Below are 25,259 nucleotides of genomic sequence, written 5' to 3'. Positions count from 1 at the left end.
ACTCAGTGTAGCGGGCGGGTGCGACGCCGCCGGAACGCCCGCCAGGCGGTATCGACGCCCAGGAAAAGCAGTAGGCTGAGCCCAAAATACGGGGCGAAAACTCCGTAGGCCACCATGATGACCAAAAAGCAGATGAGCGCGGGGCGGGGAACGTTCTCCCAACTGCGCGGGGCGGGCAGGCGGCCAAAGGAGGAACCCTTACCGCGCCGCCACCACATCACGTATCCCAGCACCACGGAGGCCATGAGGCCCAGGGCCAGGGCCGCCAGCACCACCTGATTGAGCACACCAAGGAGCAGGCCCATGTGGGCGCGGATAAGCCACTCGGTGAGCTTGGCCGCCAGCGGCCAGGAAGCAAAGTCAATGCTCTCGACGATCCCGCCGGTGCTACCGTCCACCGCCACGGCGTCGTAGGCAAAAACCCACGGCTGCGAGGAGGATTCGGACACAGCCCATACGGTGCCCTCCTCGGGCGCGGTGACGTGGAGCAGGCCGGTGAGGCCGGCCTGGCGGGCGGCGTCGATAGCCGTGTCAATGCTGGTGGGATAGAAGGGGGCAGAGGAGACCGCAGTGGTATCCGGGGCGGGGGCGCGCCAATCGAAGTGGGTGCGAATATCCCCGATGGTGCCGCCTGCGGTGGCCGACCAGGTGAGCCCGGTGATGGTGAGGAAGAGGAAGCCCGGAATGCAGGCCAGGCCGATGAGGCTGTGCCAGCGGCGGGGGCGGTTTTTCTTGCTCGTGGAGCGCCGCCAACGCTGGAATAACAAGAAAGCCCCGGTGATCGTCATGGCACCCAGCCAGGAGGCTGCCAGCTCGGAATAGAACCTCCCCGGCTCACCCAGCCAGAGATTGGCGTGCCCGTTGCTCAGCGAGGAGCGCAGGGGCAGGGAGTTAGAGGAACCGTACTGCGGCATATCGCCCAGCACCTCCCCGCTGACCGGATCGACGAATACCGCTTGAAGATAACTCTGGGGCAGGGCGGGATCGCTGAACAAGATGCGATAGGTGGCCTCGGGGCGATCGCTGATCCGCGCCCCGGCGAGTTCCAAATCCGGGTGTACCCGCTGGGCGACTTCAACGGCCTGGGCCACGGGGATGTGCTCCCCGGTGTTCTGAGTGGTGAGCACATCTCGGTAAGCGGCCTGTTCCAGGCTCGGCGCAAGCGCGTAGAGCAACCCCGTGAGCGCCGCGGCGAAGAGGAAGGGGGCCACGAGCACGCCCGCCCAGCCGTGGAGGCGATAGAGCGTGGGGCGCAGGGAGCCGCTGCGGGAACGGCGGGAATGATGAGAGGGCTCTGCGGGAGCCTCCGGGGAGGAATCCGCGCGGGATTGTGTGGGAATACTCATGCCTTAAAAGTCGGCTCCCCTGGGCCAGAGGTTCCGGCATAAGGGCAACGATCTTCCTTTGGGAACACCCATTTCACCCCCGCGCGGCGTTCCCCGCAGCAGGAAAAATCACAGCGGGGAATCAAAACCGATGAAGCGCGTGGGAATCACGGGTTCATCGCGGGAGAGCGCCAGGCCCTCCCAAGGCAGGGTGATGAGTTGTTCGGCCAGGAAGGAGCGGGATTCCTCCAAGGTCGGTAGCCCCGGCACCACCTCACCATCGCGCATAAGGGGGATGGTGAGCGCGCGGGATTCCACGTCGCCCAGATCCGGGGTGGGGGCGGCGAAGGGCAGCACGACTTCCTCGATGGCGGTGCCCGTGGAGCGATGGGTGCGCAGCGCCCGCTTGGCGCCCCCGGTCATGGCCTTGCCCCGGGAGCGCTTGGCCACCGGGTGTCCCTCCACCTCCACGAGTTTGTACACCATGCCGGGGGTGGGGGCGCCGGAGCCGGTGACCACCGAGGTACCCACGCCGAAGGAATCCACCGGATCGCCGCGCAGGCCCGCGATGGTGAACTCGTCAAGGTCGGAGGAGACCACGATCTTGGTGTTATAGGCCCCCAGCTCGTCAAGCTGCTTGCGCACCCGGCGCGTCATCACACCCAGATCGCCGGAGTCAATACGCACCGCGCCCAGACCAGTGCCCGCCACCTCGATGGCGGTGCGCACCCCCTGGGTGATGTCATAGGTATCCACCAGCAGGGTGGTATCGGTGCCCAGGGCCTCTACCTGGGCGCGGAAGGCGGCGGCCTCGTTGGGGGTGCCATCGGCGTCGGTATGCAGCAGCGTCCAGGAGTGCGCCGAGGTGCCCGAGGCGGGAATACCGTAGCGGTGCGACGCCTCCAGATTGGAGGTGGCGCTAAACCCGGCCAGGTAGGCCGCCCGAGAGGCGGAGACGGCGGCGTACTCGTGGGTGCGGCGGGAGCCCATCTCGATGATGGGGCGGCCGTCGGCAGCCGTGACCATGCGCGCGGCGGCCGAGGCCACGGCGGAGTCGGCATTCATGATGGAGAGAATGACCGTTTCCAGGATCACGCATTCGCCAAAGGTGCCGCGCAGCGTGAGGATCGGGGAGTAGGGGAAGTAGAGTTCGCCCTCCCGGTAGCCGTCGATATGCCCGGAGAAGCGGAAATCGCGCAGGTAGTTGAGGGTGGTCTCATCGAGGAAGTCGAGGTGGGCGAGTTGTTCCTCGGTAAAGATGAAGTCCGATACCGCGTGGAGCACGCGGGCGGTACCGGCCACTACTCCGTAGCGGCGCTCGTTGGGCAGCCGCCGGGCAAAGACCTCAAAGGTGCACTGGCGGTGGGCGGTGCCATCGCGCAGGGCCGCTTGCAGCATGGTGAGCTCGTACTTATCCGTTAGCAGGGAGGTAGAGCGCTGCCGTGGCAGGGCGGTGGCGGAAGTGCTTGGTGCGTTCACCAGCACTACCTTAGTCGTCCGCCGGGGCTATGATGGTGGATTCGGTGCACGAAAGGGGAGCGAAGGGGTGGTATCGCGCGCCGGGCGGGGGTGTTGACTAGGCTGTGTGGCATGAATTGCCCTGTTGCCATGAGTTCCCCGATGGCCATGCCGGAGTTGGATGAGGAAATCCAGGTGGATGTGGCCCCGGCGGAGAATCTTCCCTGGGTGTGTGTGGTGTGGGATGACCCGGTGAATCTGATGAATTACGTGGCCTACGTATTCCAGACCGTGCTGGGTTATGACCGTAAACGCGCCACCGAGCTGATGATGCAGGTGCATACCGAGGGCAAGGCGGCCGTATCTACCGGGGAGCGCGACAAGGTGGAGGGTGACGTGAAGAAGCTCCAGGTGGCGGGCCTGTGGGCGACGATGCAGCAGGCGGGCTAGGCGGTATGCCGCCCAGGGACCCTGATAGGCGGACACTGATAAGAGGGACGCTGATAAGGGGGCGTCGATAAGCCGCCAAGAAGCCAGGCCTCAACCTAAAGGAGAATAGATAACCACCATGCAACAGTGGCGTAAGAAGAAGAGCCTCATGCGGGCGCCGAAGTATTCCACGGTGCTTGATCCGATGGAGCGCGAGGTGATGGGAAATCTGGCCTCGGCGGTTTCCGAGGCCCTGATCGCGCGCGTGCGCTCCGCCCCCAAGGATGAGTTGGCCGAGCTCACCGGGCTTTCCACCGGACACAAGGAGGCTCCCACCGACCCGTCTTTGGCGAGGTTGCTGCCGGACTTTGAGCGCGAGGGCGATGAGGAGTTTGAGGGGGATAACGCCCTGCTGCGTTCCTTCCACGAAAATGACATCGTGCGCGCCAAGCTGGAGAACCTTCAGGTGATCGTGGAGGCCCTGGGGCCGGACGGCTCGGTGAACGTGACCTTAGATGAGTCGCAGGTGCATGCCTGGCTGGCCGGAGTCAATGATTTGCGCCTTTATGTGGCCGCCGGAGCGCAGGGTAACACCGGCACTGCCCCGGAATCCGAGCGGCTGGTGGAATGGTTGGCATATCATCAAGACTCTCTACTAGAAGCGATGATGGGATAACGCATGAGTGGTTCTTTGACCGACGTACCCGGCCTAGCTGTGGGACATCACAGCATGGAGAGCACGGGGGTGACCGTGATTCGCGTGACGGACTCCGATGGAGCCCTGGCCGCCGTGGACGTGCGCGGCGGCGGCCCCGGCACCAGGGAGACGGATCTGCTCGACCCTCACAACACCGTGGAGCGGGTGCACGCGATCGCCCTGTCCGGGGGCTCGGCCTTTGGCCTGGCCGCCGCCGATGGTGTGATGCGCGGCCTGGCGCAGCGCAAGGTGGGTTTCCCGGTGACCCAGGGGATTCGTATTCCCATCGTGCCGGGTGCCGTGATCTTTGATCTTCTGGTGGGTTCCCAGCGCCTCCCCGGCGCGGCTCAGGGCGTGGAGGCCCTCAAGGATTCCTACCGGGTGGAGGAGGGCCCTGGGCCTCACAGCATCGGCGCCGGGTGCGGAGCGAGCGCGGGCCGCCTGCGCGGCGGCGTGGGGCAGGCCTCGGTGAAGGTGGGCGATTATCGCGTGGCTGCCCTGGTGGTGGCCAATCCCGTGGGCGAGGTGGTCAACCCCCAGGACGGCACGCTGTGGGGTGCCCCGGATAAGAGCGTGGATAAGGAGGCTTTCTCTCAGCTCACGGCCCCGGAGGCGGCGTTGAACACCACCATCGGCGTGATCGCTACCGACGCCCCCCTGACCACCCCGCAGGCTAAGCGCCTGGCGATGGCGGGCCACGACGGCATCTCCCGGGCCGTGCGCCCGGCGCACCTGCCCCTAGACGGCGATACGCTCTTCGCTCTCTCTACGGCCTGGCAGCCGCTCGGGGTGGGCGTGCCGGTGCTCTCCTACCTGTGCGCGGGTGCCGCGCAGGCGGTAGAGGCCGCGATCGTGGACGCCGTGGTCTCGGCGGCCCCGGATGAGGACCTGAACGTGACGGCTTATCGCGAGATCGCCTCGTGAGCGCGGGTTCCCGGCTGGCCTCCGGGATGACCTTTGCGGTGGGCTACGTGGTGGTGATCTGGGGCGTGCATATCGTCAACGATCTCATCTTCGGCGGTTCCCTGGTGGCCTTCGGCGTGCATCCGCGCGATATTTCCGGGTTGTGGGGTGTGCTCACCGCCCCGATGCTCCACGGCAGTTACGCCCATGTGATGTCCAATACGGTGCCGGGGGCGATCTTTAGCTTCCTCATCGGCGCCACGGGGCCGCGCACCTGGTGGGAGGTCACCGGCATTGTGACCATCAGCGCGGGCCTGGGTATGTGGTTCTTTGGCGGGGTAGGCACCACGCATGTGGGGGCCTCCGGCCTGGTGTACGGCTGGCTTTCCTACCTGGTGGTGCGCGGGCTCTTTAATCGCAGCCTGCGCCAGATTCTGCTGGGCGTGGTGCTCGGTTCCGCCTATTCCTATCTCATCTGGGGCGTGCTGCCGGGCACGGAGGGGGTCTCGTGGCAGGGGCACTTCTTTGGTGCCCTCGGCGGTATCCTCGCCGCGATGGTTATTACCTCGGACGATCCGCAGCCCAAGCAGGTAGAGCCCGCCTCGGTGTAGGCGTAGGGGGCTTATCGACGCCGCTCCTGCGGCTCCGGCACCGCCCGCGGCTCACGCAAAGGGCTGGGAGGCGGCGTCGAGTTGCATCACCTCGGAGGGGTCAAGCACGGTATCGGCCACCGCCATGAGCGCGGGCAATTGCTCGGGGCGCGATACAGACGCGATGGGCGCGGTGGCGCCCTTGGCGCGCAGCCAGGCCAGCGCGATGGTGGCGGGGGTGGCGTCGTGAAGCGAAGCCAGGCGCTCTAGGGTATTCAGCACCCCCTGGGTTTCCTCGGTGAGCAACGCGGAGGTGCTGGCCTCCCGCGCGGTGCCGGTGGTATCGGAGGGCGTGCGGAACTTGCCGGTGAGCACCCCGGAGGCCAGCGAGTAGTAGGGGAATACGCTGGCGCGATATTCCTGGGCCAGGGGGCGAATACCACGCTCGTAATCGTGGCGGTGCAGCAGGTTATAGTGCGGCTGAATGGCTACGGGGCTGGCCTCGGTATCGCGCGCGGCGCGGAGGAAAGCGCGCATACGCTGCGGGGAGTAATTGGAGAGCCCGATATAGCGGACGTGCCCGCGCGCGACGAGATCGCAGCAGGCTTCTATTTGTTCCTCGATGGGGGTGGTGTCGTCGTCGAAGTGCAGGTAGAGCAGGTCGATGGTCTCGGTACGCAGGCGTTCCAGGCTGTTGGTGGTGGCGGCGAGAATGTCTGCGGCGCGGAGCGAATCATGCGGGCGCAGGCGGCCCACCTTGGTGGCTATCACCATCTGATCGCGCTCGTGGGCGGGGAGATCGGCCAGCCAGGAGCCAAGAATCGCCTCGGATTCCCCGCCCTGGTGGCCGGGTACCCAGGCGGAATACACATCGGCGGTGTCGATGAAGTTGCCTCCGGCCTCGGTAAAGGCGCGGAGGATGGCGAGGCTGGTGGCCTCGTCGGCGGTCCAACCAAAGGTATTGCCGCCCAGGTTGAGGGGGAATACGTGGAGGTCGGTGCCGGGTAGAGCAACGGTGGGCCTCATGGGTGCGCCTTTCCCAGCGACGAATATGTCTCTTGTGCGATGGTAGGCGTTTGTGGCCCGCGCCGCCGCCGGTATGCTGCCAAGCGAATATGGCGGCGTCGCAGCGGCGTAGGATAGGCCAGCGTGGATACGGATACCTCAGCACGCAATGCCCCCATCGGCGTTTTTGATTCCGGCCTAGGCGGATTGACCGTGGCCCGCACGATGATGGATCAGTTGCCGCAGGAATCGGTGATTTACATTGGGGACACCGCCAATGGTCCCTACGGCCCGCTTCCCATTGCCGAGGTACGCAGCCACGCCACCCGCATTGCCGATGAGCTGGTGGAACGCGGCTGCAAAATGATTGTGATTGCCTGCAACACGGCCTCGGCCTCTTTCCTCCACGACGCCAGGGAGCGTTACGACGTCCCCGTGGTGGAGGTGATTCACCCCGCCGTGCGCCGCGCGATGGCTACCACCCGCAACGGGCGCATCGGGGTGATCGGTACCCAGGGCACCATTAATTCCGGGGCGTACCAGGATCTCTTTTCCATCAATCCCGGCGTGCGGGTGACCGCCCAGGCCTGCCCGCGGTTCGTGCCCTTCGTGGAACGCGGGGAGACCTTTGGCCCGGAGATTCTGGCGGTGGCTGAGGAATACCTGGCCCCGCTCAAGGAGCAGGAGGTGGATACCCTGGTGCTCGGTTGTACCCACTATCCGCTGCTCTCGGCGGTGATCCAGCTGGCTATCGGGGACAACGTGACCCTGGTTTCCTCCGCCGAGGAGGCCACCAAGGACGTGCTCAAGGCCCTTTCCCAGCGTGACATGCTGGCCACGGCAACCACCCCGGTGCGCCGCTTTGAAACCACCGGGGACCCGGAACTCTTTGCCCAACTCGCCAGCCGCTTCCTGGGGCCGGGCGTGGGCGATCTCGACGCCGGGGCCTCACCGGCCCGCTAATCGATGCCGTGGGTAGGCCGACGCCGCGCGTAGGCCACCGTGAGGAGCACCTGCGGGGCGACGATGGCGGCCTACGCGCGGGCACCGAGGTGAGGCCAAGCGCGCTGAGCAGGACGCCGTAGAGGGCGCCGCTGGCCATTTGGAGGAAAAAGAAGAAGCCCGTGACCAGACCCGGATAGGGGAGGCTTAACCCGAGTAGGCCCGCCTGGGCGTAGGGAATGGCGGCACCCACGCCGACGAAGGCAATCGCCAGGCAGGCGACCAGGGCGAGGGATGTTGCGCTCGCTAGTCCGGTTGTGGCCGTGCTGGTTGCTGCCGCGCTCGTGCTTGTGCCCGTGCCCGTGAGTGCAAGGGTGGCGGCCAGCGCCCCGGTGAGCACCAGCCCGAGGGAACCGATGATGAAGGCCCTGGTGACGGCTTTATTCAGCGCGGCGTTGCTCATGCCTGAGCGCTTACCCGCGCGCTTGACCATGAGGCTGCCGGCCAGATAACCCAGGGCGGGCAGGGCCATGAGTGCCCCATAGGCCAGGGCGGATTGGCCCAGGAGGTGTTGGAGCATCGTGCTAGAGGAGTGAATGAAGCCGAAGTACGTCATCCATACCAGGCAGATACAGCAGGCGTACCAGCGGAAATCGCGGTTCTTTATCGCCCCGAGGAGCGCCTGGGTGAAGGCGCGCCGGGTGGGTAGGCCGGGGTTTTCCGGGGCGGCGGGGCCGAGCAGGAACTCGATGGCCGGAATGAGGAGGAGGGCAAAGGCCGAGGTGCATAAAAAGAGCACCCGCCAGGGAGCCACCTGGGAGAGCAGGCCGCCCACCAGGGGAGAAAGAGCGGGGGTGAGCGAAATGACCATTGACATCGAGGCCAGCACGCCCACGCGGGTATCGGCGGGGTAGCGCCGTTGGACGATGATCCGGCAGAGCACAGTGGCCGAGGTGCCGCCGAGGGCCTGGAGGAAGCGCCCCGCCGCTAACCAGCCGAGGGAAGGGGCAAGGGCGCAGAGCAGGCCACCGGCGGCGAAAAGCCCCAGGCCGAGGGATTGGAGGCGTCGGGCATCGTAGCGATCGGCCAAGATACCGGAGAGAAACATGCTCAGCGCGTAGCCCGCCATGTACACGGTGAGGGTGGCCTCCACCTGGGATAGCGGCACCCCCAATTGCTCCGCGATGGTGGAATTGGCCGGATTGACCAGGGAGAGCCCCAGTTGCGGGGCCATGACGATGAGCAGCAGAACCCAGGTGCGCTGGGGCATGCTGATGCCTCCTCGGTGGGGTTTTCTTTCAGGTTATAGAAAACCCTACCTGGTGGGCCTGCTTAGTGCTCGATGGGGGCCTCCACGCCCACTCCGGTGAGCGAGCGCACCTCCATCTCCGCTTGGAGGTGATCGAGATTATCGGGGCGGCCCAGGTAGGTGCCCACGACTGCGGCCAGGAAGCCCAGCGGAATGGTCACCAAACCGGGATTGGTGAGCGGGAATACGGCAAAGTCCGCGTTGGGGAATACCGAGGTGGGCGTGCCGGAGACCGCAGGGGAAAGAATGATGAGCACCAGGGAGGCAATAATGCCGGTGTACATGGAGGCCACCGCTCCGGTGGTGTTAAAGCGCTTCCAGTACAGCGAGAACAAAATCGTGGGCAGATTAGCCGAGGCCGCAATGCAGAAGGCCAGGGAGACCACAAAGCCCACGTTTTGGTGCATGGCCGCAATACCCAGGGCCGTGGATACCACGCCAATCACAATCACGGTGATGCGCGAGACTCGCACCTGCTCCTCGGCGGTGGCCTTGCCGTCGCGCAGCACGGCGTCGTACACATCGTGGGCAATGCTTGCCGACGCCGTGATGGCCAGCCCTGCGACCACCGCGAGGACCGTCGCAAAGGCCACGGCGGAGATGAGCGCCATGAAGATGGGGCCTGCGAGTGAAAGGGCGAGCAGGGGAGCGGCGGCATTGGCCCCGCCGGGGGCGGCTTTGATAACGTCCGGCCCCACGAAGGCCGCTGCGGCGTAACCCAGCACCAGAGTGAGCAGGTAGAAGCCGCCGATGAGTACGATGGCCCAGGTGACGGACTTACGCGCCTCGCGCGCGGTGGGCACGGTGTAGAAGCGCATGAGCACGTGGGGAAGCCCCGCCACGCCGAGGCCCAGGGCCAGACCCAGGGAGATGAAGTCCAGCTTGGTGTAGTTGGTGGCTCCGTACTTCATGCCCGGTTCCAAGATGGCGGTATTGCCGCCGTGCTTTTCCACGGCCATGCTGAGCAATTCGGAGAAGTTACCGCGCACCATCACCAAAATGATGATGGTCATAATCAGCACGCCGCTGCACAGCAGCACCGCCTTAATCATCTGCACATAGGTGGTGCCCTTCATGCCGCCGATGAGCACGTAGGCCGTCATGATGACGCCCACTACGGCGATCACGAGGGCTTGGGCGGCTTCCTCGTGAATATCCAGCAACACGGAAACCAGGGCTCCGGCACCCGCCATCTGGGCGATCAGATAGAAGAGAGAGACGAAGAGCGTGGCCAGTGCTGCGGCGATGCGCACGGGGCGTTGGCGTAGCCGGAAAGAGAGTACATCGGCCATCGTGAACTTGCCGGTATTGCGCAGCGGCTCGGCCACCAGAAGTAGGGCGATGAGCCAGGCTACGAAGAAGCCGATGGCGTACAAGAAGCCGTCATAGCCCGTGAGGGCAATGGCTCCCACGATGCCGAGGAAGGAGGCGGCGGAGAGATAATCTCCGGCGATAGCCAAGCCGTTTTGGCGCCCGGAGAAGCTGGCACCGCCGGTATAAAAGTCCGTGGCCTTGGAGGTGCTGCGCCCAACGCGCATCACGATAATCATGGTGACCACGATGAAGGCCACAAAGACGGCGATGTTCGGGATGGGATTGCCGGTATCGGTGGGCGCGGCGGTGGCGATAATGTGCGTCATGGTTGCTGCCCTCCTTTAACCCTGGGGATTTTCGAGCCGATGGCGCAGGGCGCTGGAACGCGGCTCGATATTGCGCTCCGCGTAGCGCACGTAGGCCCAGGTGATGAGGAAGGTGCTGAGGAATTGCCCCAGACCCAGCACAATGCCGAGGTTGATATTGCCCACCAGGCGCATGCCGTAGAGCTCGGGAGCGTACATCGCCAGGCTGATGTAGGCGGTAAACCAGACGATTCCGGCGATGGTCAGCGGGAAGGTGAAGGAGCGAATGGCGTGGCGCAGTTCTTGAAACTCGGGGCTGCGCTGCGCCTCGATGAACTCTTCACTCGTGGGGGTGTGGGGCGTGGCCCCTGGGGTAGTTACGGTCATGCTTTCTTCTTCCTATCCGAACGGGATTCAAAAGTGAGGCACCTCACTGAGGTTTCGGATAGTGTACACAGATACATACGAGAGGAAAATATGGGTGTACCCATTTTCCATGCCGGAACTACCGGGGTGGGGCTAACCGCGGGAAAGCGCTGCTCGCCAGGTCATTTTCTGCCCGTTGTGCAGGATGGAGCGGCGATAAATGCGGGCGGTCAGGGCCAGCACCGCCACGATGGCGAGCACCATCACCGCGTAACTGCCGAGTAATTCGGCCATATTCATGTTGCCCGCCGCATACTGCATGGGGGCCACGGTGAGGGAGAAGGGCGGCAGCCAGCCGAGCACCTGCATGATGGTGGAATCGGTGGAGCTCATGCCGAAGATGGCGGCGTACAGGCTGCCGATGCTCAGCAACATGATGGGGGCCTGGGTGGAGGCTAGGTCCTCGGCGCGGCTGACCATCGAGCCCGCCGCCGCCCAGAGCCCACCGAAGAAGAGCATGCCGAGCACAAAGGTGAGAACAAAGATGGGCAGCAGAGAGAACTCAAACTGAATATCCTCCGCCAGGCCGGTAACCAAGAGCGCGCCTGCGCCAACGAGAATAACGATGATCGCGTTAATAAAACCGACGATGAGATTGCCCACGATCTTGCCCGTGAGAAAGTCCAGCGGGCGAGCAGAAGCCAGAATCAACTCAATCACGCGGGAAGATTTCTCCTCCGTGACGCGCCCGCCGATATTCCCGGCAAAGAGCATGATGAAGTAAAAGGCCACCGATATTCCGATCAGGGTGGAGAAAATCGCAGAAAAGTTCTTCTCCTGCTCGTCGATATTGGTATAAGTCACGGCACCTTCCGGCAGGGCCTGGGCATAGACCTCGGGTGAAATACCCACGCGGGCGAGTGCCTGGTTGTGGGCCGCGGTGCTGGCTGCGGCCTCGGCGGCCATACTCAGGCTACTATCGGGCTCGCCGTCGGTCAGGAGTTCCCAGCCTTCATCGCTGCGGATCAGGGCGGCGTCGGCAGCATTATTGAGTTCCTCCTGGGCCTCGGCGCGGCTGGCGGCGGTGGAAAGATCTATGCCCTGGGCATCGGTAAGTGACTCGAACTCCGTGGCCTCTATTCCCACCAGAACCAGGCTGGGATCATCGGAATCGCGGTTTTGGAACCACGTAATCACACCGCAGGCGGCCACTAGGCCCACGAGAATCAAAACGAGGGAAAAGATAATGGCCTTATTGCGCGTGGCCGTGTGAATTTCCTGTTTTGCCACGGTGGTAATGGTATTCATGCGGGAATACTTCATGCTTGCACAACCTCCTGGAATAGATCGGTGAGATCGGGAACGTGGGGGCTAAAGGAATACACCGGCCCGGTGCTCAAAGCCGCGCGCAAAATGTGCTGCTCATCGACGCCCCCGTCAAGTTCCAGCACCACGTATTCATCATTGCTATCGACGACCCGCGTGCCCGGCGGATACCAGCCGCGCGCCGGGGTATGCACCTCGTAGCGGCGCGGTCCGCTGTGGCGCAGTTCAGCCACGGTGCCCTCGGCCTTCATCTGGCCTCCGGCGATGATGCCCACGCGATCACACAGGCGCTGCACCAGGTCGAGTTGGTGAGAGGAAAAGAGTACGGGCACCCCGGCGCGCGCCTTATCCAAGAGCATGGTGCTCATCACGGAGACGGCCACCGGGTCCAGCCCGGAGAAGGGTTCGTCCAAGATCAACACCTGCGGGTCATGTACCAGGGAGGCGGCCAACTGCACGCGCTGCTGATTGCCCAGGGAGAGATCATCGAGTTTGTCCTTGGCGCGCTCGGCCAGGCCCAGGCGCTCTAATAATTCCTCGGTGCTGCGGGTGGCGGCGGCCTTGGTCATGCCGTGCAGGCGACCCAAGAACACCAGTTGCTCCGCGATGGGGGACTTGGTGTAGAGGCCGCGCTCCTCGGGCATGTAGCCGATGGTGCGGCGCAGGGCGTCGTCAAGCCGCTGGCTACCCAGGCGAACCTCGCCGGAATCGGCAGCGAGCACGCCCAGGGCGATGCGCATGGTGGTGGACTTGCCGGCGCCGTTGGAGCCGACGAAGCCGTACACCTCGCCCTCGCGGACGTCGAAGGTCATGTTCGTGAGCACCTGGTGCTCGCCGTAGGACTTGTTGAGGTGGTCAATGTGGAGGGCGGGCATGGGTTAATCCTCCTGAGTGTGGAAGGTGAGGGCGTAGCCGATGGCGGGGAGGGAAGTGATAGCGCTGGAGATGTCAAGCACAAGGTATCCGAGAATGATGGTCCAGCGCGTTTGGCTGACTCCCAGGTATTCATAGAAATCGGCCAGGGTGGAGATGATGATGACAAAACCTATGATGAACGTCCACGCGTGGAGGAGGCGGAGCGTGAGGCGGTTCCAAAAGCTCACCACGCTGTTTTCATATTCATCGAGCACCGAGGCGGGAGCATCATCTTTGGTGTCGATGGTGCCGCGCAGGATTGTCCAGGGCACACAGGCAATGCCTGTGAGTGCGATGGAGATAAAGAACCCGGGAAGCCACCACAATCCGGAGATGAGGAAGATGAGTGAGATGAGCTGGAGGGCCAAGAACGAGCCAATGAGCCTCAGCGTGGGGGTGCGGCCGCGCAGGGAGAGAAACTTCATTGTGTTGTTTTCTTTCATCGCCCGCTCCCAGCGGCGAACCTTGGCTTCTTCGTGGCGGGAATAAAGAGAAGTGAGCGAGGGCATGGGTTAATCCTCCTGGGGTTGAGTGGGATAGAAGGCGAGGCTGTAGCCAAAGACGGGCAGGGAGATGAGGCTGAACAACGTGACGAGGGTGAGCAGAGAAAGGGAGTAGAGGTAGGCGCGGAGATTATCGGGGTTCATCACGGCGAGCACCATCATCGCTACTGCAAGTGCAGTAAAAAGCGTGGTGGCTACGCCAAAAGCCAGGGAACGCCAGGTATTGAGCACCTGGTTTTCGTACTCATCAAGGGCTGCGGCCGGGGCAGTGTCTTTCTCGTCGATGGTGGCTCGCATCATGATCCAGATGGTGCAAACGGCAATGGTGAAAAACACCCATGCAAAGGTGGCAGGGAGCCAGAAGAAGCACACAATGGCGGTGAGAACGCCCAAGGCAAGGGTGAGGTTATAGCCAATTCGCAGCATTCTTTGGCGCTCCGGGGTACGCCAGGATTTGAGGTAGACAGGGCGTTTTTCCTGTTTGCGTAGCCAGCGTTCGGCCTGGGCTTCGCTATTGCCGAGGATTGCGTCGGTGAGATTCATGGGGTAGCTCCTATGCGTAAGCGTCTTGCTGTTCAGCGAGTTCGTCTTTGTTCATGCCACGGGCGATGCCTCTTTGGACAGAGAAAATGCTGTAGAAGGCCAGCGTTCCCGCGAGCATTCCGATAGCGCGTACCAGCGTGGAGGCGGCTTCAGGGGAGAGATCGAGGCGCACGATGTAGGGAGCCAAAAGGTCCAGTGCAAACGCAATGCCGAGGAGACTGAACAAAGAAATGTACATGGTGTAGCGCTTGGCGTGGAGAACTCGTTTTCCCTCGTATTCATCGAGTTCTTCCGGGTAGGCCGCTGCATGATTGTTGGTGGCCCGGGCGAGGTAAATGGTGAAGCACACGCAGCCAAGCATGCTGATGTACCAAAGGGGCTGGGCAAATTCTTTGAAGAAGAACAGGAGAGGGATAGCGATGAGAGAGGCGGCTAGGAAGAAGTAGGAGGCTTGTATCGCCCGCTGTCGGTTGCGAACGGTGGCGGGGATGGGAAGGTTGGGGCGGGAAGTGGTGGAGTTAGACATTGCTGAAACCTCTTTGCTGGTATGGGGGGTGTTTCGGAGGGGTTAGTTATGGCCCGGGGCGAGAATCACATCCTGGTTGATGCCACGGGTGAACTCGTGGACTGCGGAGAGGCTGGTGTGTAGAGCGGGGCGTGCCTGCGACCATGCCCAGTGCGTGTGCCAAGGCGGGGATGGCTTCGGGGGAGGAAGTGCGTGCTGTAGATGAGGGGAGAGCAGTGCCATCATCACGCTGAACAGAATGATAAGAGCGATGCTCATGGCACGGGTCTTGGCTCGCAGGGCGCGCCGTCGCACGCGCACGCTGTTCGGGAGGGTAGTTGGTGAGGACATTTAAACTTCTTTCTGATACATGGCGGTGGACATGGGGGCGAACTCCTCGCGGCTGAACACGGCCTCCACGGGGAGGCCGAGGATTGTGTCGGTGAGATTCATGGGTGGCTCCTATGCGTAAGCGTCTTGCTGTTCAGCAAGTTCGTCTTTGTTCATGCTGCGAGCAATGCTTTGAAATACGGAGAGGCTGGAATGAAAGGCGAGCAGACCTGTGGCTATGCCTAGCGCGAGTGCCCAGTTAGCGATGGTTTCGGGAGAGGCATGAAAGAAAGAAATGAGGATAGGGAAAACGATTAGCGCCGACATCACGCTAACCAGGCTGGTAAGAGCGATGCTCAGGGCGCGGGTCTTGGCGCGGAACGCGCGATCACGCTCGTATTCGTCCAAGTCCTCGGGATGAGCGTAGGGCTGGCCATCGGTGGCTATGAGGAGAAGGAATGCGCTACCGGCGTATCCCACGCCGCCGACTAGCAACAGAATCATGGAGGGTATGAGGGCGAAAAACATCAGGGGAATAGCGGCGAGAGCAAGGCCGAGGGATATGTACGCGCTGCGCAGGGCGCGACGTCGCACGCGCACGCTGTCCGGGAGGGTGGTCGGTGATGGCATTTAAACCTCTTTCTGATACATGGCGGTGGACATGGGGGCGAACTCCTCGCGGCTAAACACGGCCTCCACGGGGAGTCCGAACACCTCGCAGATGCGGAAGGCGAGGTCGAGGCTGGGGGAGTGATCCCCGCGCTCTAGGGCTCCGATGGTTTGTGGGTTGACGTCGATGAGCTCCGCGAGTTGATTGCGCGACATATCCCGTTCCGCACGCAGAACCCTGATCCTGTTGAAGATCGGGTTCTTCGGCTTTTTCTTTGGGGACATACTCCATAGTGTTGTATAAACACAACAGTTTGTCAATGGTTCCGTACGAACCTGCACCCCGAGTGGCCGAGGGTTAGTAAAACCCTGCGATTCATGGCACTGTAAAACCCATGAAGTTGAGCATTCTCGGCAGTTCCGGCAGCCTCGGCGCGCCCGGCAACCCGGCTTCTGGATACTTCATTGAGGCTCCGGGAATGCCGGGGGTCATCATGGATCTGGGGCCTGGCACGCTTGCCAACCTGCAAAGCATTGGCGCCCCCTCGCAGGCGCACGTGATGTTCTCTCATCTCCACGCGGATCATTGCCTGGACTTTCCCTCGCTGCTGGTGTGGCGGCGTTATCACCCCACCGAGGCCGCGCAGCGCAGGCATCAAATGATGGCGCCCGGCTACGCCCCGGTGCATCTGGGGCGGTTGTTCTCGGACGATCAGCCCGATGGCGTGGATGATTTCTCCGATACCTTCGCCTTTAGCCCCTGGGTGGATCGGGAATCGCAGATTCTCGATGATCTCACCGTCACCCCGTACAAGGTGGTGCACCCCGTGGAGGCCTATGCGCTGCGAGTGGAAGAGCGGGCCACGGGGGCGTCGATAGCCTTTTCCGGGGATACCGCCTGGACGGGCAACCTCATTGAGGCCGCGCGCGGCGTGGACCTCTTTTTGTGCGAGGCTAACTGGGGCACGAGCACGGATAATAAGGCCCCGGCCATGCACCTCAGCGGCGGGGAGGCGGGGCGCGCGGCGCGCCTGGCGGGGGCAAAACGCCTGGTGATCGTGCATGTTCCGCCGTGGCTGGACCCCGCAGAGGCGGTGGCGGCGGCGCAGCAGGAGTTTGATGGCCCGGTGGAGTTTGGTACTCCCGGCAGCGTGTACGAGGTCTAAGAAGCACAAGCGGGTACCCTCACAGGCATGAGTTCTGCTGATTTCACCCGTGCCGATGGCCGCGCCCTCGATGAAATGCGCCCCGTGCGCATCACCCGCAACTTCACCACCAACCCTGCGGGCAGCGTGCTCGTGGAGTTCGGCAACACCAAGGTGCTCTGCACTGCCACCGCCGAGGCCGGCGTACCCCGCTTTAAGAAGGATTCCGGCGAGGGCTGGCTCACCGCCGAATACGCCATGCTGCCCGCCGCCCCCTCCGAGCGCATGCCGCGTGAGTCCATGAAGGGCAAGGTCAAGGGCCGCACGCACGAAATCTCCCGCCTCATCGGCCGCTCCCTCCGTGCTGCCATCGACCTCACCGCCCTGGGCGAGAACACCATTCAGATCGACTGCGACGTCCTCCAAGCCGACGGCGGCACCCGCACCGCCGCGATCACCGGGGCCTATGTGGCGCTTGCCGACGCCGTGGCTACCCTGCGCGAGCGCGGGCTCGTTGAGAGCAATCCCCTGCGCGAGGCCATCGCGGCGGTGTCCGTGGGCATCATTGACGGCCGCGTCAGCCTGGACCTGCCCTACGAGGAGGATTCCCGCGCCGAGGTGGATATGAACGTGGTGATGACGGCCTCCGGGCGCTTCGTGGAAATCCAGGGCACCGGCGAGGACGGCACCTTTGACCGGGCACAATTGGGTGAATTGCTGGACGCCGCCGCCAAGGGCTGTGCCCAGCTTATCGACGCCCAGCGCGCGGCCCTGGAGGGATAAGCATGAAGCTCCTCGTGGCCTCCAATAACCAAAAGAAACTGCGGGAACTGCGCCGCATTATCGACGCCGCCGGTATCAGCGGTATCTCCCTGCTTTCCCTGGCGGACGTGGCTGCCTACCCCGAGCCGGTGGAAAGCGGGCGTACCTTTGCCGATAACGCCCTGATTAAGGCGCGCGCCGGGGCTCGGCATACGGGCCTGGTGACTGTGGCCGATGATTCCGGCCTGGCGGTGGAAGAGATGAACGGCATGCCGGGGGTGCTTTCCGCGCGGTGGGCTGGTGCTCACGGCAACGACGTGGGTAATAACCGGCTGCTTTTGGGGCAGATGAATGACGTGCCCGATGAACGGCGCGCGGCGGCCTTTGTTTCCGTGTGCGCGCTGGTGACCCCCTCGGGTAAGGAAGTGCTCTCCGAGGGGCGCTGGGAGGGGCGCCTGCTGCGTGAGCCGGTGGGCAAGAACGGCTTTGGTTATGACCCGATTTTTGCCCCCGCCGATGGCAACGGGCGTTCCTCCGCGCAACTCACCGACGGGGAGAAGGACGCTCTTTCGCACCGCTCCAAGGCCCTGGCCGGGCTGGTGAAGGAGATTGGGGAGTTGGTGTAGGGGGTTGGGGGTGCTCGGGGTTTTTGCTGGCGCGGCGTCTCTGGCCCCGCTAGGCGGGCATGCTATCGAGCTGGAAACGCTTAACCACTTCCTCGCGGCGCTTCTTCTCCACATAGAAGGAAAGGAAGGGCACCACGCCGCACAGGGCGGTAATAACCCATACTTTGGGCTCCCAGCGCGCACGCAGGCCCAGCATGAAAGAGGAGATCACAAAGACCATGTACACCCAGCCGTGGACCCTGCCGATGTATTCGGCCCACTGGGGAATCTCCACCGGGGTGAGGTAATCAAACACCATCCTCGTGCACAGGGCCAGGAGCATCACACCCGTGGCCCAGGCGGTCACGGAGAAGAAGTTGAGCGCTATGCGCACGCGCCGCTGGCGTTCCGGGTGAACCTTGATGGGCTGAGGCTGGGTCATGGGGGCCTTTCTTTTGTGCGGGGTTATTGCTGCAAGCCGTCGAGGCTATTGCCGCCGCGCCGGGGAGTATTGCGCTCGTTGAACTCCGCGACGTCGATAGTAGGCCGCTGCGGCAGAAACTCCTCCTCCACGGAGGTGGGCGCTGTGGGGCCAAAGCGTTCAAGATCGCGCTCGTAGAGGAAGTTTGTGTCCTCGGAGGCGTTCTCGGCGTCGATACGCTCGTTCTCGTATTCGATGAACTTGCGGTAGGCATACACGAAGAAGAAGCCGAATATCGGCCACTGCATAGCGTAACCGAGGTTCTGGAAGGTGCCGGTACCGGAGCGGAAGCGCGTCCACTGCCACCACGCCAGCGCGAGGGTGGCCACGACGGCGAGGGCGAGGAAGATGACGTGAGAGGCGCGCACCTTCTTGCGCGCGCGGGTCTGCTTCTGCGCACTCATGGTTTATAGGGTACCCGCGCGGCGGGGCGAGGCAGAATGGCCTTGTTTGCTTGGCTGATTGCTTAGCGCTTGTTTATCGACGCCCCGGTGGTTGCGGTGGGCTGCCTGGCTACGCGGAGTGGTTTGGGGCCGTGGTATAGTTACCCCTTGCGCGCGCCCGTGGCGGAATTGGCAGACGCGCTGGATTTAGGTTCCAGTGTCTAAGGACGTGGGGGTTCAAGTCCCCCCGGGCGCACTCTTTATATGGTGGGGCCTTGGTTGAAGTTAGAACGGCTAGCTTTGCCGGAATCTGTGGTGCGCCAGATGAGGTACACGATGGGTCCGATGACCGTGGCAAGAACAATAACGAGTACCCAAATGGCGGTTTGAGTGCCCTCTAATCCATCGCGCACGAGCATAATAAGCGCCACGATGGGCAGTGCAAAGGCGGCGATGATGGGGGTAAAGATGAGTAATTCAGTCAGTCCAAGCATGTGCCCCAGGCTACACGCGGTTGGGGGTAGATTTCAGGGGTGATTACTCGGTGAGGTAGGGGAATTACCAGTTAAATTGGTTCGTCGATCTGCATTCGTAAACTGCTCACTCTTTGTAGTGGGGTTTTCGTTGGGTTTGGAGCGGCTGGCTTTGCCGGAGTCTGTGTCGCGCCAGATGAGGTAGGCAATGGCACCGAGGAAGGGGGCAAAGACGATGGCGATAATCCATCCCATAGTTTGAGCGCCCTCTCGCTGGTCGCGGCCAAGGAAAACGAGGGCCGTGATGGGGAGTGCAAGGCAGGCGAGAGCAGCGATAGCAATGAGCAATTCTGTCAGGCCAAGGGGGAACATGTGTCCCAGGCTACATGCGGGGGGGGGGGGGATTCAAGGATGCTTACTCGGTGAGGTACGAGAAACGCAGGTGAAGCGCGTTTTTTAATTCGGGGTCAGTGAGTAGGGCCGTGAGGGTATTGATAGTGGTAGAAAGGTCTTTCTCAGAGATATTCTTTTCCTCTGCTTGGGTGCGCAGGGCTTGGTGAAATATATCCTCGGTTTCATATATGGAATTGAGTTTGTCCCGTCCGGCCTTGGTAATGGAGTGAAGAGTAATCCGCTTATCCTCGGCGGGGTGGGAACGCATGGATAGCTTCTTCTCTGCCAGGGCGGCGAGGATACGGCTGGGGCTGCCGGACTCGCAGAGGAGATAACCGCCCACTTCGCGGGTGGTGAGCGGGCCGTGATAGGCGAGTATTTCTAAAGTCTCGGCCTGTGCGGTGGTCAATCCGATGCCTTGGAAGAGGGCGCCGAGGCGTCGATTGCCCCGCCTTTGGAGAGCCAGGACGACGTAGCGCAATTGCATGGGGATGCTACTGGTGGAGGGGTTCATGGTGCATCATTCTTCCATTAAATGCGGGCTGATTCGAGGAGCGCGGCGAGACGGTGGAGGCGCTTGCCGGGTACAAGGCTGGCCTCGTGCTGACCGATGAGGCGGGCCAGGGGGCCGCGCTGCTGTATGCGGTGGGTGACCTCGGTGGTGGGTGTTGCTGTGTTATGGGTGAGTGGGCGGAGATTCCAGGTAGAGAACTCGGTGAGGCCAGGTATTTCGATGAGCATGGCGACGCCCTCTGCTGCCTCGGAGTGGGGGAGGTAGCGCAGGGTGCCTTTGAGGAGGTTATGCACGCTCATCGGGTAGACGCCGGGTTCTGTGGCAGGGGAGACGGAGGAAAAGGCGGGGTTCCAGGAGGGGAGCGCGGTGGCGTGGGTGAGTACCTGACGGATCGCCTCGGGGGAGGCGGCGATGGTGAGAGTGTGTGAGTTATCTGAAAGTCATGATTGGTTATTCATCGTGGTAATCCCTGTTTCTTGTGCTGTTGTGGTGAGTCATCGGTGAGTATATATGATGAGACATGTTAATGCTTGCTTTTAGTGACTGCTGTGTTGGGGAGCTGTGCGAGGGGAGGGCAGGGCACTCTTATACTTACGGGGAAAAATAAATAATGGTAGGGCTCTATATAGAGCCCTACCATTATTGTAAAAGCAAAAACTACCCCTTAGCCTTAGCCAACTCCCACCGCAGTTGCGCCTCGGAGGGCGATTGCACGGGGATAAAGGAGGCCTCACGGTAGCGCCGCGAGGTGGGCGAGCTCTTGGCATAGCCCGCACCCCCGGCCACGCGCACCTCGATGTTGGCGGCGTCCACGGCGGCCTGGGCGGCGTCGAGACGCAATTGCAGTAGCTCCACTGGCTTGGGCTTGTTCTCCCCGCCGGCCTCCACGCGCGCGAGCAGGTCCTCGTGGCGCTCAATGGCCTCTGCCACGCGCTTTTCCACCTCGGCATGATCGTCGGCAAAGGTGGCGTTGAGCCCGGTCAGCCGCGTGGCGGCGGCGCGGGTGGCGGCCTCGGCCACGCCCAGGCACTCCGCGATCTGGAAGAGCACAAAGGCGGGGCGCACCTTGGGCATGAAGTCCGCGAAGTCCTCGGTGAGGATCTGTTCCTGCGGGATGAACACGTCGCTGAACTCCACCCAGGCGGAGGCCGTGGCGTTGAGTCCCAGCAGTTCAAAGGGCTTGCCAAAGGTGATGCCCTCGTGCCCGGCCTCGAAGGCAAAGAGGAAGCGGTGCCCCTCGGCGGTCTTGGCTCCGGTGATGGCGATGGCGTCCTCGTAGAGGTTGGAGGCCCAGTTGAGCTTGCCGTTGATGCGGTAGCCGCCTTCTTCCTTCTCGGCGCGCAGGCTGATCTCGCCCGCGCCGGTGAAGTCCTTGAACGGCCCGGCCATGCCGGATACTCCGGGGCGCTGCCCGGTGCGGATCGGTTCGGTGAGCGAGAGCGCGTACTCGGTGCCCGCGGTTTCCAGGTAGAGCAGGGCGCATCGGCTGGCCCACAGGGTGAACCCGGTGGCGAGGTCCTCGGCGGACAGCGCGCGGATGGTGCGCGCGGTATCGCGCACGCCGGTGCCAATCAGGCCTTGCTCGCCCAGCAGGGGCAGCACGTAGCGGGCGTCCTTGAGGTGCTTATCGACGTCCCCCGCGCTGCTCGCCACCTGCTCGCGCAGGGTTTCCGGCAGGGGAGTGGTGACCGGGGCGCTCATACGAGTTCCGAGGTGAGGTTGGCGGGGCGGGTGTAGGTGTTCACCACGGGAGACCAGGTGATGGCGTCCTTCTGAATCTGGTCGAGGGTTTCGCGGTCGGCGTCGCCGTCGAGGTCGATCTTCACGTGGACGTCGGAAACACCGGGGCGCTTGTGATCGCCCAGGTCGCCGGTGCCCCAGGTGGGGGAGATGTCGATGTCGGACTCAATATCAATGGCGATCTTGGTGAGCGTCACGCCGCGGTTGGTGGCAATGGCCTGGATACCCACGGAGATGCAGGCGGCCAGGGCGGCCTGGGCCACTTCGGTGGGGTTGGGGGCGGAGTTATCGCCCAGCAGCTGCGGCGGCTCGGAAACGAGTACCGGGGTGAGGTCGCGCACCTGGGTGTAATTGCGGAAGAAGCCATCGGCCTCGGTGTGGGTGCGGATCTTCTTGCGGCCGCCCTCGGGGTTGTCGATGTTCTTCTTGGCTAGTTCAGCGAGCTTCTGGGCGTCGATGGGCTCCAGGGCCTCGCCGTCCTTGTGGTTCGGGGTGAGGTCAGACATAACCGTTGTTCTCCTTCTTTAGTGTTTGTACTTGCAGGCAAGACTACACGTGGCACTCTGGGTGAACAAGGCTGTCTGTATTTTTGTTTCAGGTCATGCAAAAAGCCCCGCTAGAGTGCGGGGCTAGGGGGTAGACCGCTTGGTCTCAGTATGCTTAGTTAAAGCGCTGCACGGAGTGCGTGCCGTTTTCGTCTCGCACCACTCCCGTGCCGATCTCCGTGGCCTCGGGGTCAAGGATATTCACGCGGTGGCCGTCCGAGTCCATCCAATCCTGCACCACCTTCTCCATCGGGGCGTCGCTCTCGCTTGTCCAGTGCAGGTTCTCGCCAAAGTCACCCTCGGCGTGCTCCACGGTGCGGGTGGCGCTCATGGCCTCTGCCCACTGGGCTGAGCCCTCGGAAAGCTCCTCGTTTACGGAGAGCTCATTGAGTCCGTGCGCTGCTCGGATGTCGTTGGTCTGTTCCACGATCTCGTGGGCGTCCTGATCGGTGTCGGCGGAGGCGGGTGCCTCTTCCGTAACGGAGATGATCTCCACCCCCTCGCTGGCGGTGATCTCCTCGGCCGCGGCGGTGGCAGCGGGAGCGGCCACTCCGGTGGCGGCCAGGGCCGCTACTCCGGCGGCCTTTTCTGCAATGTTAGACATTTCCATGATTGTCTCCTTCGGCGTCGTTATTTATTCGTTACTTTGTCGCAGTAAGTTATCGGCGCTGGGTTCAATGAGGAATGATAGAAAAACATTCTTGACACGTCCATCTTTTCTCTATTTTTGGGAGAACGTCTGATTTCCTACGTTCCCCACTGCTTTTATGGTGTCGATGAAAAGGTTGTAGAAAAGGTGTAAATCTGGCGTTTTTGTACGTATGTATGCTGGCTGCGACATGCGAAAATCGCCCTATGGTATGCGCGTATGACGACTGTGGTCTAAAGAAAGGCGCGCGGGTGGTTTGTGCTCTGATCTCACCCCCGCGCTCTCCCCAGGCCATCGAGGGTTTGCCTAAGATACGGCTACTGTTCACGTGCTTGAAGCCTGGCGTTTACCTTGGGGAGTCACCATATCCCCTTGTGACACATGCAAAGATGGAAGCGCCTCGGAGCGGGCCGCCGAGCAGCGCGCGGAGTGCAGGTAGTACTGCGGGGGCGTCGAGAAGCACGGCGCGACGCCGGGAGGCGTGGCTGGCGCTCGCCCTGCTGGCCCCCAACCTGATCCTGCTGGGGATATTCACTTACCGGCCGCTGATAGATAACATTCGGCTTTCCTTTTATGCCTGGAATATCTCTAGCCCCAACGCGCAATTTATTGGGCTGGATAATTACATCGAGTGGTTCACCCGCGAGGACACCCGCACGATCGTGCTCAACACCCTCACCTTCACCTTCTTTGCGGTGCTGGGTTCGATGGTGCTGGGGCTGGGGCTAGCCATGCTGCTGGATCAAAAGCTCAAAGGGCGCAACTTTGCCCGCTCCGTGGTCTTTGCCCCCTTTGCTATCTCGGGGGCGGCTATTGGCGTGGCTTTTCAATTCATCTTTGACCCCTCCTTTGGCCTGATACAGGCGGTACTGGGGTGGTTTGGGATTGAGAGCCCGGACTTTTACCAGGTGCCTGGCTGGGCGCTCTTCATGGTTACCGTCACCTTCGTGTGGAAGAACCTGGGTTATACCTTCGTGATTTATCTGGCCGCGCTCCAAGGGCTGAGCAAGGACCTTGACGAGGCCGCGGCTATCGACGGCGCGAATTGGTGGACGCGCTTTACCAAAGTCACCCTGCCGCAACTGCAGCCCACCACCTTCTTCCTCTCTATTACGGTGACGCTGAACTCCGTGCAGGTTTTTGACGTCATCAATGTGATGACGCAGGGCGGCCCCCAAATAGAGGGCACCACCACGCTGGTGTACCAGGTGTATCAAGAAACCTTCGTGAACTTCCGCGCGGGCTATGGGGCCACCGCCGCCACCATTTTGTTCCTCATTCTGCTGGGCATCACCCTGGTGCAGGTGCGGTACATGGATAAGGGAAGGGGAAAGTAAATGGCTGGCTCTGCTACCTCTGCTACCGCAAACAAAGCCCCCTGGTGGAAAATCACCGCCGGATACCTGGGTATTCTCTTCGTTCTTCTACTCATCGGCGTGCCGCTCTTTTGGATTCTTATGACCTCGCTCAAGCACCGCGCCGATATTTATACCGATCCCGTCACCTGGATTCCGCCCACCTGGCACCCGGAGAATTACCAAGAGGCCACCACCCGAGTGCCCTTCTGGCAATATCTGCGCAATTCCATCATCATCACGTTCTTCCTCTGCCTCTTTAAGATCGTGCTGGGCACCCTTTCCGCCTATGCGCTGGCGATTCTGCGCTTTCCGGGGCGCAACCTGGTATTCCTCATCGTGATCTCCGCGCTCATGGTGCCCAGCGAGATTACGGTGATCTCCAATTACGCCCTGGTCAATTCCCTGGGCTGGCGCAATACCTTCCAAGGCATCATTATTCCGCTGGCGGGCGTGGCCTTTGGTACCTTCCTCATGCGCAATCACTTTCTCTCTTTGCCGCACGAGTTAGTGGAGGCCGCCCGCATGGACGGCGCTGGGCCGCTGCGCCTGCTCACCCGCGTGCTGCTGCCCATCTCCATGCCCACGTTGGTGGCTTTCTCGGTGATTACCCTGGTCAATGAGTGGAACCAGTACCTCTGGCCCTTCCTCATGGCCGATACCTCCGAGCTTGCCCCGCTCCAAGTGGGTTTGACGATGCTGCAAAATAACGATGGCGTATCCAATTGGGGGCCGGTGATGGCGGCTACGGTGCTCACCATCATTCCGATTCTGCTGATCTTCTTGGGCTTGCAGAAATACATGATTAAGGGCCTCACCACCGGCGCGGTGAAGGGATAG

Annotated in this window: 32 protein-coding genes, 1 tRNA gene and 1 pseudogene; 11 read left to right on the top strand and 23 right to left on the bottom strand. The window is 62.4% G+C overall.

Going from position 1 to position 25,259, the window contains the following annotated elements; all coding sequences use genetic code 11:
• Positions 1 to 2: 2 nt before the first annotated feature.
• Both Clow_RS10205 and Clow_RS10200 read right to left on the bottom strand, forming a co-directional pair.
• Positions 3 to 1,346: a PepSY-associated TM helix domain-containing protein gene (locus tag Clow_RS10205; protein ID WP_055178865.1), complete on the bottom strand. Its 1,344-nt coding sequence runs from the start codon at positions 1,344 to 1,346 to the stop codon at positions 3 to 5.
• A gap of 108 nt (positions 1,347 to 1,454) precedes the next feature.
• Positions 1,455 to 2,804, bottom strand: coding sequence for a nicotinate phosphoribosyltransferase (locus Clow_RS10200; RefSeq protein ID WP_370871882.1), 1,350 nt, complete (start codon positions 2,802 to 2,804; stop codon positions 1,455 to 1,457).
• A 111-nt stretch (positions 2,805 to 2,915) separates the two neighbouring features.
• On the opposite strand from Clow_RS10200, the gene clpS reads away from it, so the two are divergent.
• From clpS to Clow_RS10180, 4 genes are all read left to right on the top strand, one after another.
• Positions 2,916 to 3,233, top strand: a complete 318-nt coding sequence (clpS, locus tag Clow_RS10195; protein WP_370871881.1) for an ATP-dependent Clp protease adapter ClpS — start codon at positions 2,916 to 2,918, stop codon at positions 3,231 to 3,233.
• A 118-nt stretch (positions 3,234 to 3,351) separates the two neighbouring features.
• Positions 3,352 to 3,888 carry a DUF2017 domain-containing protein gene (locus Clow_RS10190; RefSeq protein ID WP_055178861.1) on the top strand — a complete coding sequence of 179 codons (537 nt, stop codon included), beginning with the start codon at positions 3,352 to 3,354 and terminating at the stop codon, positions 3,886 to 3,888.
• A gap of 3 nt (positions 3,889 to 3,891) precedes the next feature.
• Positions 3,892 to 4,833, top strand: coding sequence for a P1 family peptidase (locus Clow_RS10185; protein WP_055178859.1), 942 nt, complete (start codon positions 3,892 to 3,894; stop codon positions 4,831 to 4,833).
• Positions 4,830 to 5,423: a rhomboid family intramembrane serine protease gene (locus Clow_RS10180; RefSeq protein ID WP_055178857.1), complete on the top strand. Its 594-nt coding sequence runs from the start codon at positions 4,830 to 4,832 to the stop codon at positions 5,421 to 5,423. Before Clow_RS10185 ends, Clow_RS10180 begins: the two co-directional genes overlap by 4 nt.
• 51 nt (positions 5,424 to 5,474) lie before the next feature.
• Here Clow_RS10180 and Clow_RS10175 read toward each other — a convergent pair whose 3' ends face one another.
• A complete protein-coding gene (locus tag Clow_RS10175) occupies positions 5,475 to 6,428 on the bottom strand; it encodes an aldo/keto reductase (RefSeq protein WP_055178856.1) in 954 nt (317 codons plus the stop codon).
• Positions 6,429 to 6,551: 123 nt separating this feature from the next.
• On the opposite strand from Clow_RS10175, the gene murI reads away from it, so the two are divergent.
• On the top strand, positions 6,552 to 7,370 hold the full coding sequence (murI, locus tag Clow_RS10170) for a glutamate racemase (protein ID WP_055178854.1): 819 nt from the start codon (positions 6,552 to 6,554) through the stop codon (positions 7,368 to 7,370).
• Between the two features lie 133 nt (positions 7,371 to 7,503).
• Here murI and Clow_RS12095 read toward each other — a convergent pair.
• The 11 genes and pseudogenes from Clow_RS12095 to Clow_RS10120 form a co-directional block, all read right to left on the bottom strand.
• Positions 7,504 to 8,583 (bottom strand): annotated as a pseudogene (locus Clow_RS12095) (MFS transporter); the annotation flags it as partial.
• A gap of 98 nt (positions 8,584 to 8,681) precedes the next feature.
• Positions 8,682 to 10,298 carry a solute symporter family protein gene (locus tag Clow_RS10165; RefSeq protein WP_055178851.1) on the bottom strand — a complete coding sequence of 539 codons (1,617 nt, stop codon included), beginning with the start codon at positions 10,296 to 10,298 and terminating at the stop codon, positions 8,682 to 8,684.
• Positions 10,299 to 10,313: 15 nt separating this feature from the next.
• Complete coding sequence (locus Clow_RS10160; protein WP_055178849.1) at positions 10,314 to 10,664, bottom strand: DUF485 domain-containing protein; 351 nt, start codon at positions 10,662 to 10,664, stop codon at positions 10,314 to 10,316.
• A gap of 132 nt (positions 10,665 to 10,796) precedes the next feature.
• Entirely contained in the window at positions 10,797 to 11,933 is a 1,137-nt protein-coding gene (locus Clow_RS10155) for an ABC transporter permease (protein WP_245625756.1), read from the bottom strand.
• Between the two features lie 29 nt (positions 11,934 to 11,962).
• Positions 11,963 to 12,844, bottom strand: a complete 882-nt coding sequence (locus tag Clow_RS10150; RefSeq protein ID WP_055178846.1) for an ABC transporter ATP-binding protein — start codon at positions 12,842 to 12,844, stop codon at positions 11,963 to 11,965.
• A gap of 3 nt (positions 12,845 to 12,847) precedes the next feature.
• Positions 12,848 to 13,393: a hypothetical protein gene (locus tag Clow_RS10145; protein ID WP_055178843.1), complete on the bottom strand. Its 546-nt coding sequence runs from the start codon at positions 13,391 to 13,393 to the stop codon at positions 12,848 to 12,850.
• 3 nt (positions 13,394 to 13,396) lie between these two features.
• Positions 13,397 to 13,930, bottom strand: a complete 534-nt coding sequence (locus Clow_RS10140; protein WP_055178841.1) for a hypothetical protein — start codon at positions 13,928 to 13,930, stop codon at positions 13,397 to 13,399.
• 10 nt (positions 13,931 to 13,940) lie between these two features.
• Positions 13,941 to 14,456 (bottom strand): hypothetical protein, encoded by a 516-nt coding sequence (locus tag Clow_RS10135; protein ID WP_055178839.1) that lies wholly within the window; start codon positions 14,454 to 14,456, stop codon positions 13,941 to 13,943.
• A 42-nt stretch (positions 14,457 to 14,498) separates the two neighbouring features.
• Positions 14,499 to 14,786 carry a hypothetical protein gene (locus tag Clow_RS10130; RefSeq protein ID WP_055178838.1) on the bottom strand — a complete coding sequence of 96 codons (288 nt, stop codon included), beginning with the start codon at positions 14,784 to 14,786 and terminating at the stop codon, positions 14,499 to 14,501.
• Positions 14,787 to 14,897: 111 nt separating this feature from the next.
• Positions 14,898 to 15,395 (bottom strand): hypothetical protein, encoded by a 498-nt coding sequence (locus Clow_RS12090; RefSeq protein WP_055178836.1) that lies wholly within the window; start codon positions 15,393 to 15,395, stop codon positions 14,898 to 14,900.
• Positions 15,396 to 15,659, bottom strand: coding sequence for a helix-turn-helix transcriptional regulator (locus Clow_RS10120; protein ID WP_055178834.1), 264 nt, complete (start codon positions 15,657 to 15,659; stop codon positions 15,396 to 15,398). It lies immediately after the preceding gene.
• A gap of 110 nt (positions 15,660 to 15,769) precedes the next feature.
• Between Clow_RS10120 and Clow_RS10115 the strand changes: the two genes are divergently transcribed.
• The 3 genes from Clow_RS10115 to rdgB are packed head-to-tail and all read left to right on the top strand — an operon-like array spanning position 15,770 to position 17,907.
• Positions 15,770 to 16,540 carry an MBL fold metallo-hydrolase gene (locus tag Clow_RS10115; protein WP_055178832.1) on the top strand — a complete coding sequence of 257 codons (771 nt, stop codon included), beginning with the start codon at positions 15,770 to 15,772 and terminating at the stop codon, positions 16,538 to 16,540.
• A 27-nt stretch (positions 16,541 to 16,567) separates the two neighbouring features.
• Positions 16,568 to 17,302, top strand: coding sequence for a ribonuclease PH (rph, locus tag Clow_RS10110; protein ID WP_055178831.1), 735 nt, complete (start codon positions 16,568 to 16,570; stop codon positions 17,300 to 17,302).
• Positions 17,303 to 17,304: 2 nt separating this feature from the next.
• Positions 17,305 to 17,907, top strand: a complete 603-nt coding sequence (gene rdgB, locus Clow_RS10105) for an RdgB/HAM1 family non-canonical purine NTP pyrophosphatase (RefSeq protein WP_055178830.1) — start codon at positions 17,305 to 17,307, stop codon at positions 17,905 to 17,907.
• 49 nt (positions 17,908 to 17,956) lie between these two features.
• Here rdgB and Clow_RS10100 read toward each other — a convergent pair whose 3' ends face one another.
• Both Clow_RS10100 and Clow_RS10095 read right to left on the bottom strand, forming a co-directional pair.
• Positions 17,957 to 18,328 carry a DUF3817 domain-containing protein gene (locus Clow_RS10100; RefSeq protein WP_055178828.1) on the bottom strand — a complete coding sequence of 124 codons (372 nt, stop codon included), beginning with the start codon at positions 18,326 to 18,328 and terminating at the stop codon, positions 17,957 to 17,959.
• Positions 18,329 to 18,351: 23 nt separating this feature from the next.
• Complete coding sequence (locus Clow_RS10095) at positions 18,352 to 18,771, bottom strand: hypothetical protein (RefSeq protein WP_055178825.1); 420 nt, start codon at positions 18,769 to 18,771, stop codon at positions 18,352 to 18,354.
• A 153-nt stretch (positions 18,772 to 18,924) separates the two neighbouring features.
• Here Clow_RS10095 and Clow_RS10090 point away from each other — a divergent pair.
• Positions 18,925 to 19,006: transfer RNA gene (locus Clow_RS10090), tRNA-Leu, on the top strand.
• A 4-nt stretch (positions 19,007 to 19,010) separates the two neighbouring features.
• On the opposite strand, the gene Clow_RS10085 is transcribed toward Clow_RS10090, so the two are convergent.
• The 7 genes from Clow_RS10085 to Clow_RS10055 form a co-directional block, all read right to left on the bottom strand.
• Positions 19,011 to 19,244: a PLDc N-terminal domain-containing protein gene (locus tag Clow_RS10085; protein WP_055178823.1), complete on the bottom strand. Its 234-nt coding sequence runs from the start codon at positions 19,242 to 19,244 to the stop codon at positions 19,011 to 19,013.
• Positions 19,245 to 19,277: 33 nt separating this feature from the next.
• Complete coding sequence (locus tag Clow_RS10080; RefSeq protein ID WP_055178821.1) at positions 19,278 to 19,595, bottom strand: PLD nuclease N-terminal domain-containing protein; 318 nt, start codon at positions 19,593 to 19,595, stop codon at positions 19,278 to 19,280.
• A 43-nt stretch (positions 19,596 to 19,638) separates the two neighbouring features.
• Positions 19,639 to 20,130, bottom strand: a complete 492-nt coding sequence (locus tag Clow_RS10075; protein WP_055178819.1) for a MarR family winged helix-turn-helix transcriptional regulator — start codon at positions 20,128 to 20,130, stop codon at positions 19,639 to 19,641.
• Between the two features lie 17 nt (positions 20,131 to 20,147).
• Positions 20,148 to 20,429, bottom strand: coding sequence for a hypothetical protein (locus Clow_RS10070; RefSeq protein WP_055178817.1), 282 nt, complete (start codon positions 20,427 to 20,429; stop codon positions 20,148 to 20,150).
• 358 nt (positions 20,430 to 20,787) lie between these two features.
• The gene (locus Clow_RS10065) at positions 20,788 to 21,831 is read right to left on the bottom strand and encodes an acyl-CoA dehydrogenase family protein (RefSeq protein ID WP_055178815.1); all 1,044 of its coding nucleotides are present in this window, start codon (positions 21,829 to 21,831) and stop codon (positions 20,788 to 20,790) included.
• On the bottom strand, positions 21,828 to 22,376 hold the full coding sequence (locus tag Clow_RS10060) for an OsmC family protein (RefSeq protein WP_055178813.1): 549 nt from the start codon (positions 22,374 to 22,376) through the stop codon (positions 21,828 to 21,830). Before Clow_RS10060 ends, Clow_RS10065 begins: the two co-directional genes overlap by 4 nt.
• Positions 22,377 to 22,530: 154 nt before the next feature.
• Entirely contained in the window at positions 22,531 to 23,025 is a 495-nt protein-coding gene (locus Clow_RS10055) for a CAP domain-containing protein (protein WP_082418648.1), read from the bottom strand.
• 428 nt (positions 23,026 to 23,453) lie between these two features.
• Here Clow_RS10055 and Clow_RS10050 point away from each other — a divergent pair, with 428 nt between their 5' ends.
• Together Clow_RS10050 and Clow_RS10045 are read left to right on the top strand one after the other, a co-directional pair.
• Positions 23,454 to 24,401 (top strand): carbohydrate ABC transporter permease, encoded by a 948-nt coding sequence (locus Clow_RS10050; protein WP_055178810.1) that lies wholly within the window; start codon positions 23,454 to 23,456, stop codon positions 24,399 to 24,401.
• Positions 24,402 to 25,259 (top strand): carbohydrate ABC transporter permease, encoded by an 858-nt coding sequence (locus Clow_RS10045; RefSeq protein WP_055178807.1) that lies wholly within the window; start codon positions 24,402 to 24,404, stop codon positions 25,257 to 25,259.

Source organism: Corynebacterium lowii (genome assembly GCF_001412085.1).
Classification (GTDB): domain Bacteria; phylum Actinomycetota; class Actinomycetes; order Mycobacteriales; family Mycobacteriaceae; genus Corynebacterium; species Corynebacterium lowii.
This window is presented reverse-complemented; position numbering and strand designations above follow the sequence as displayed.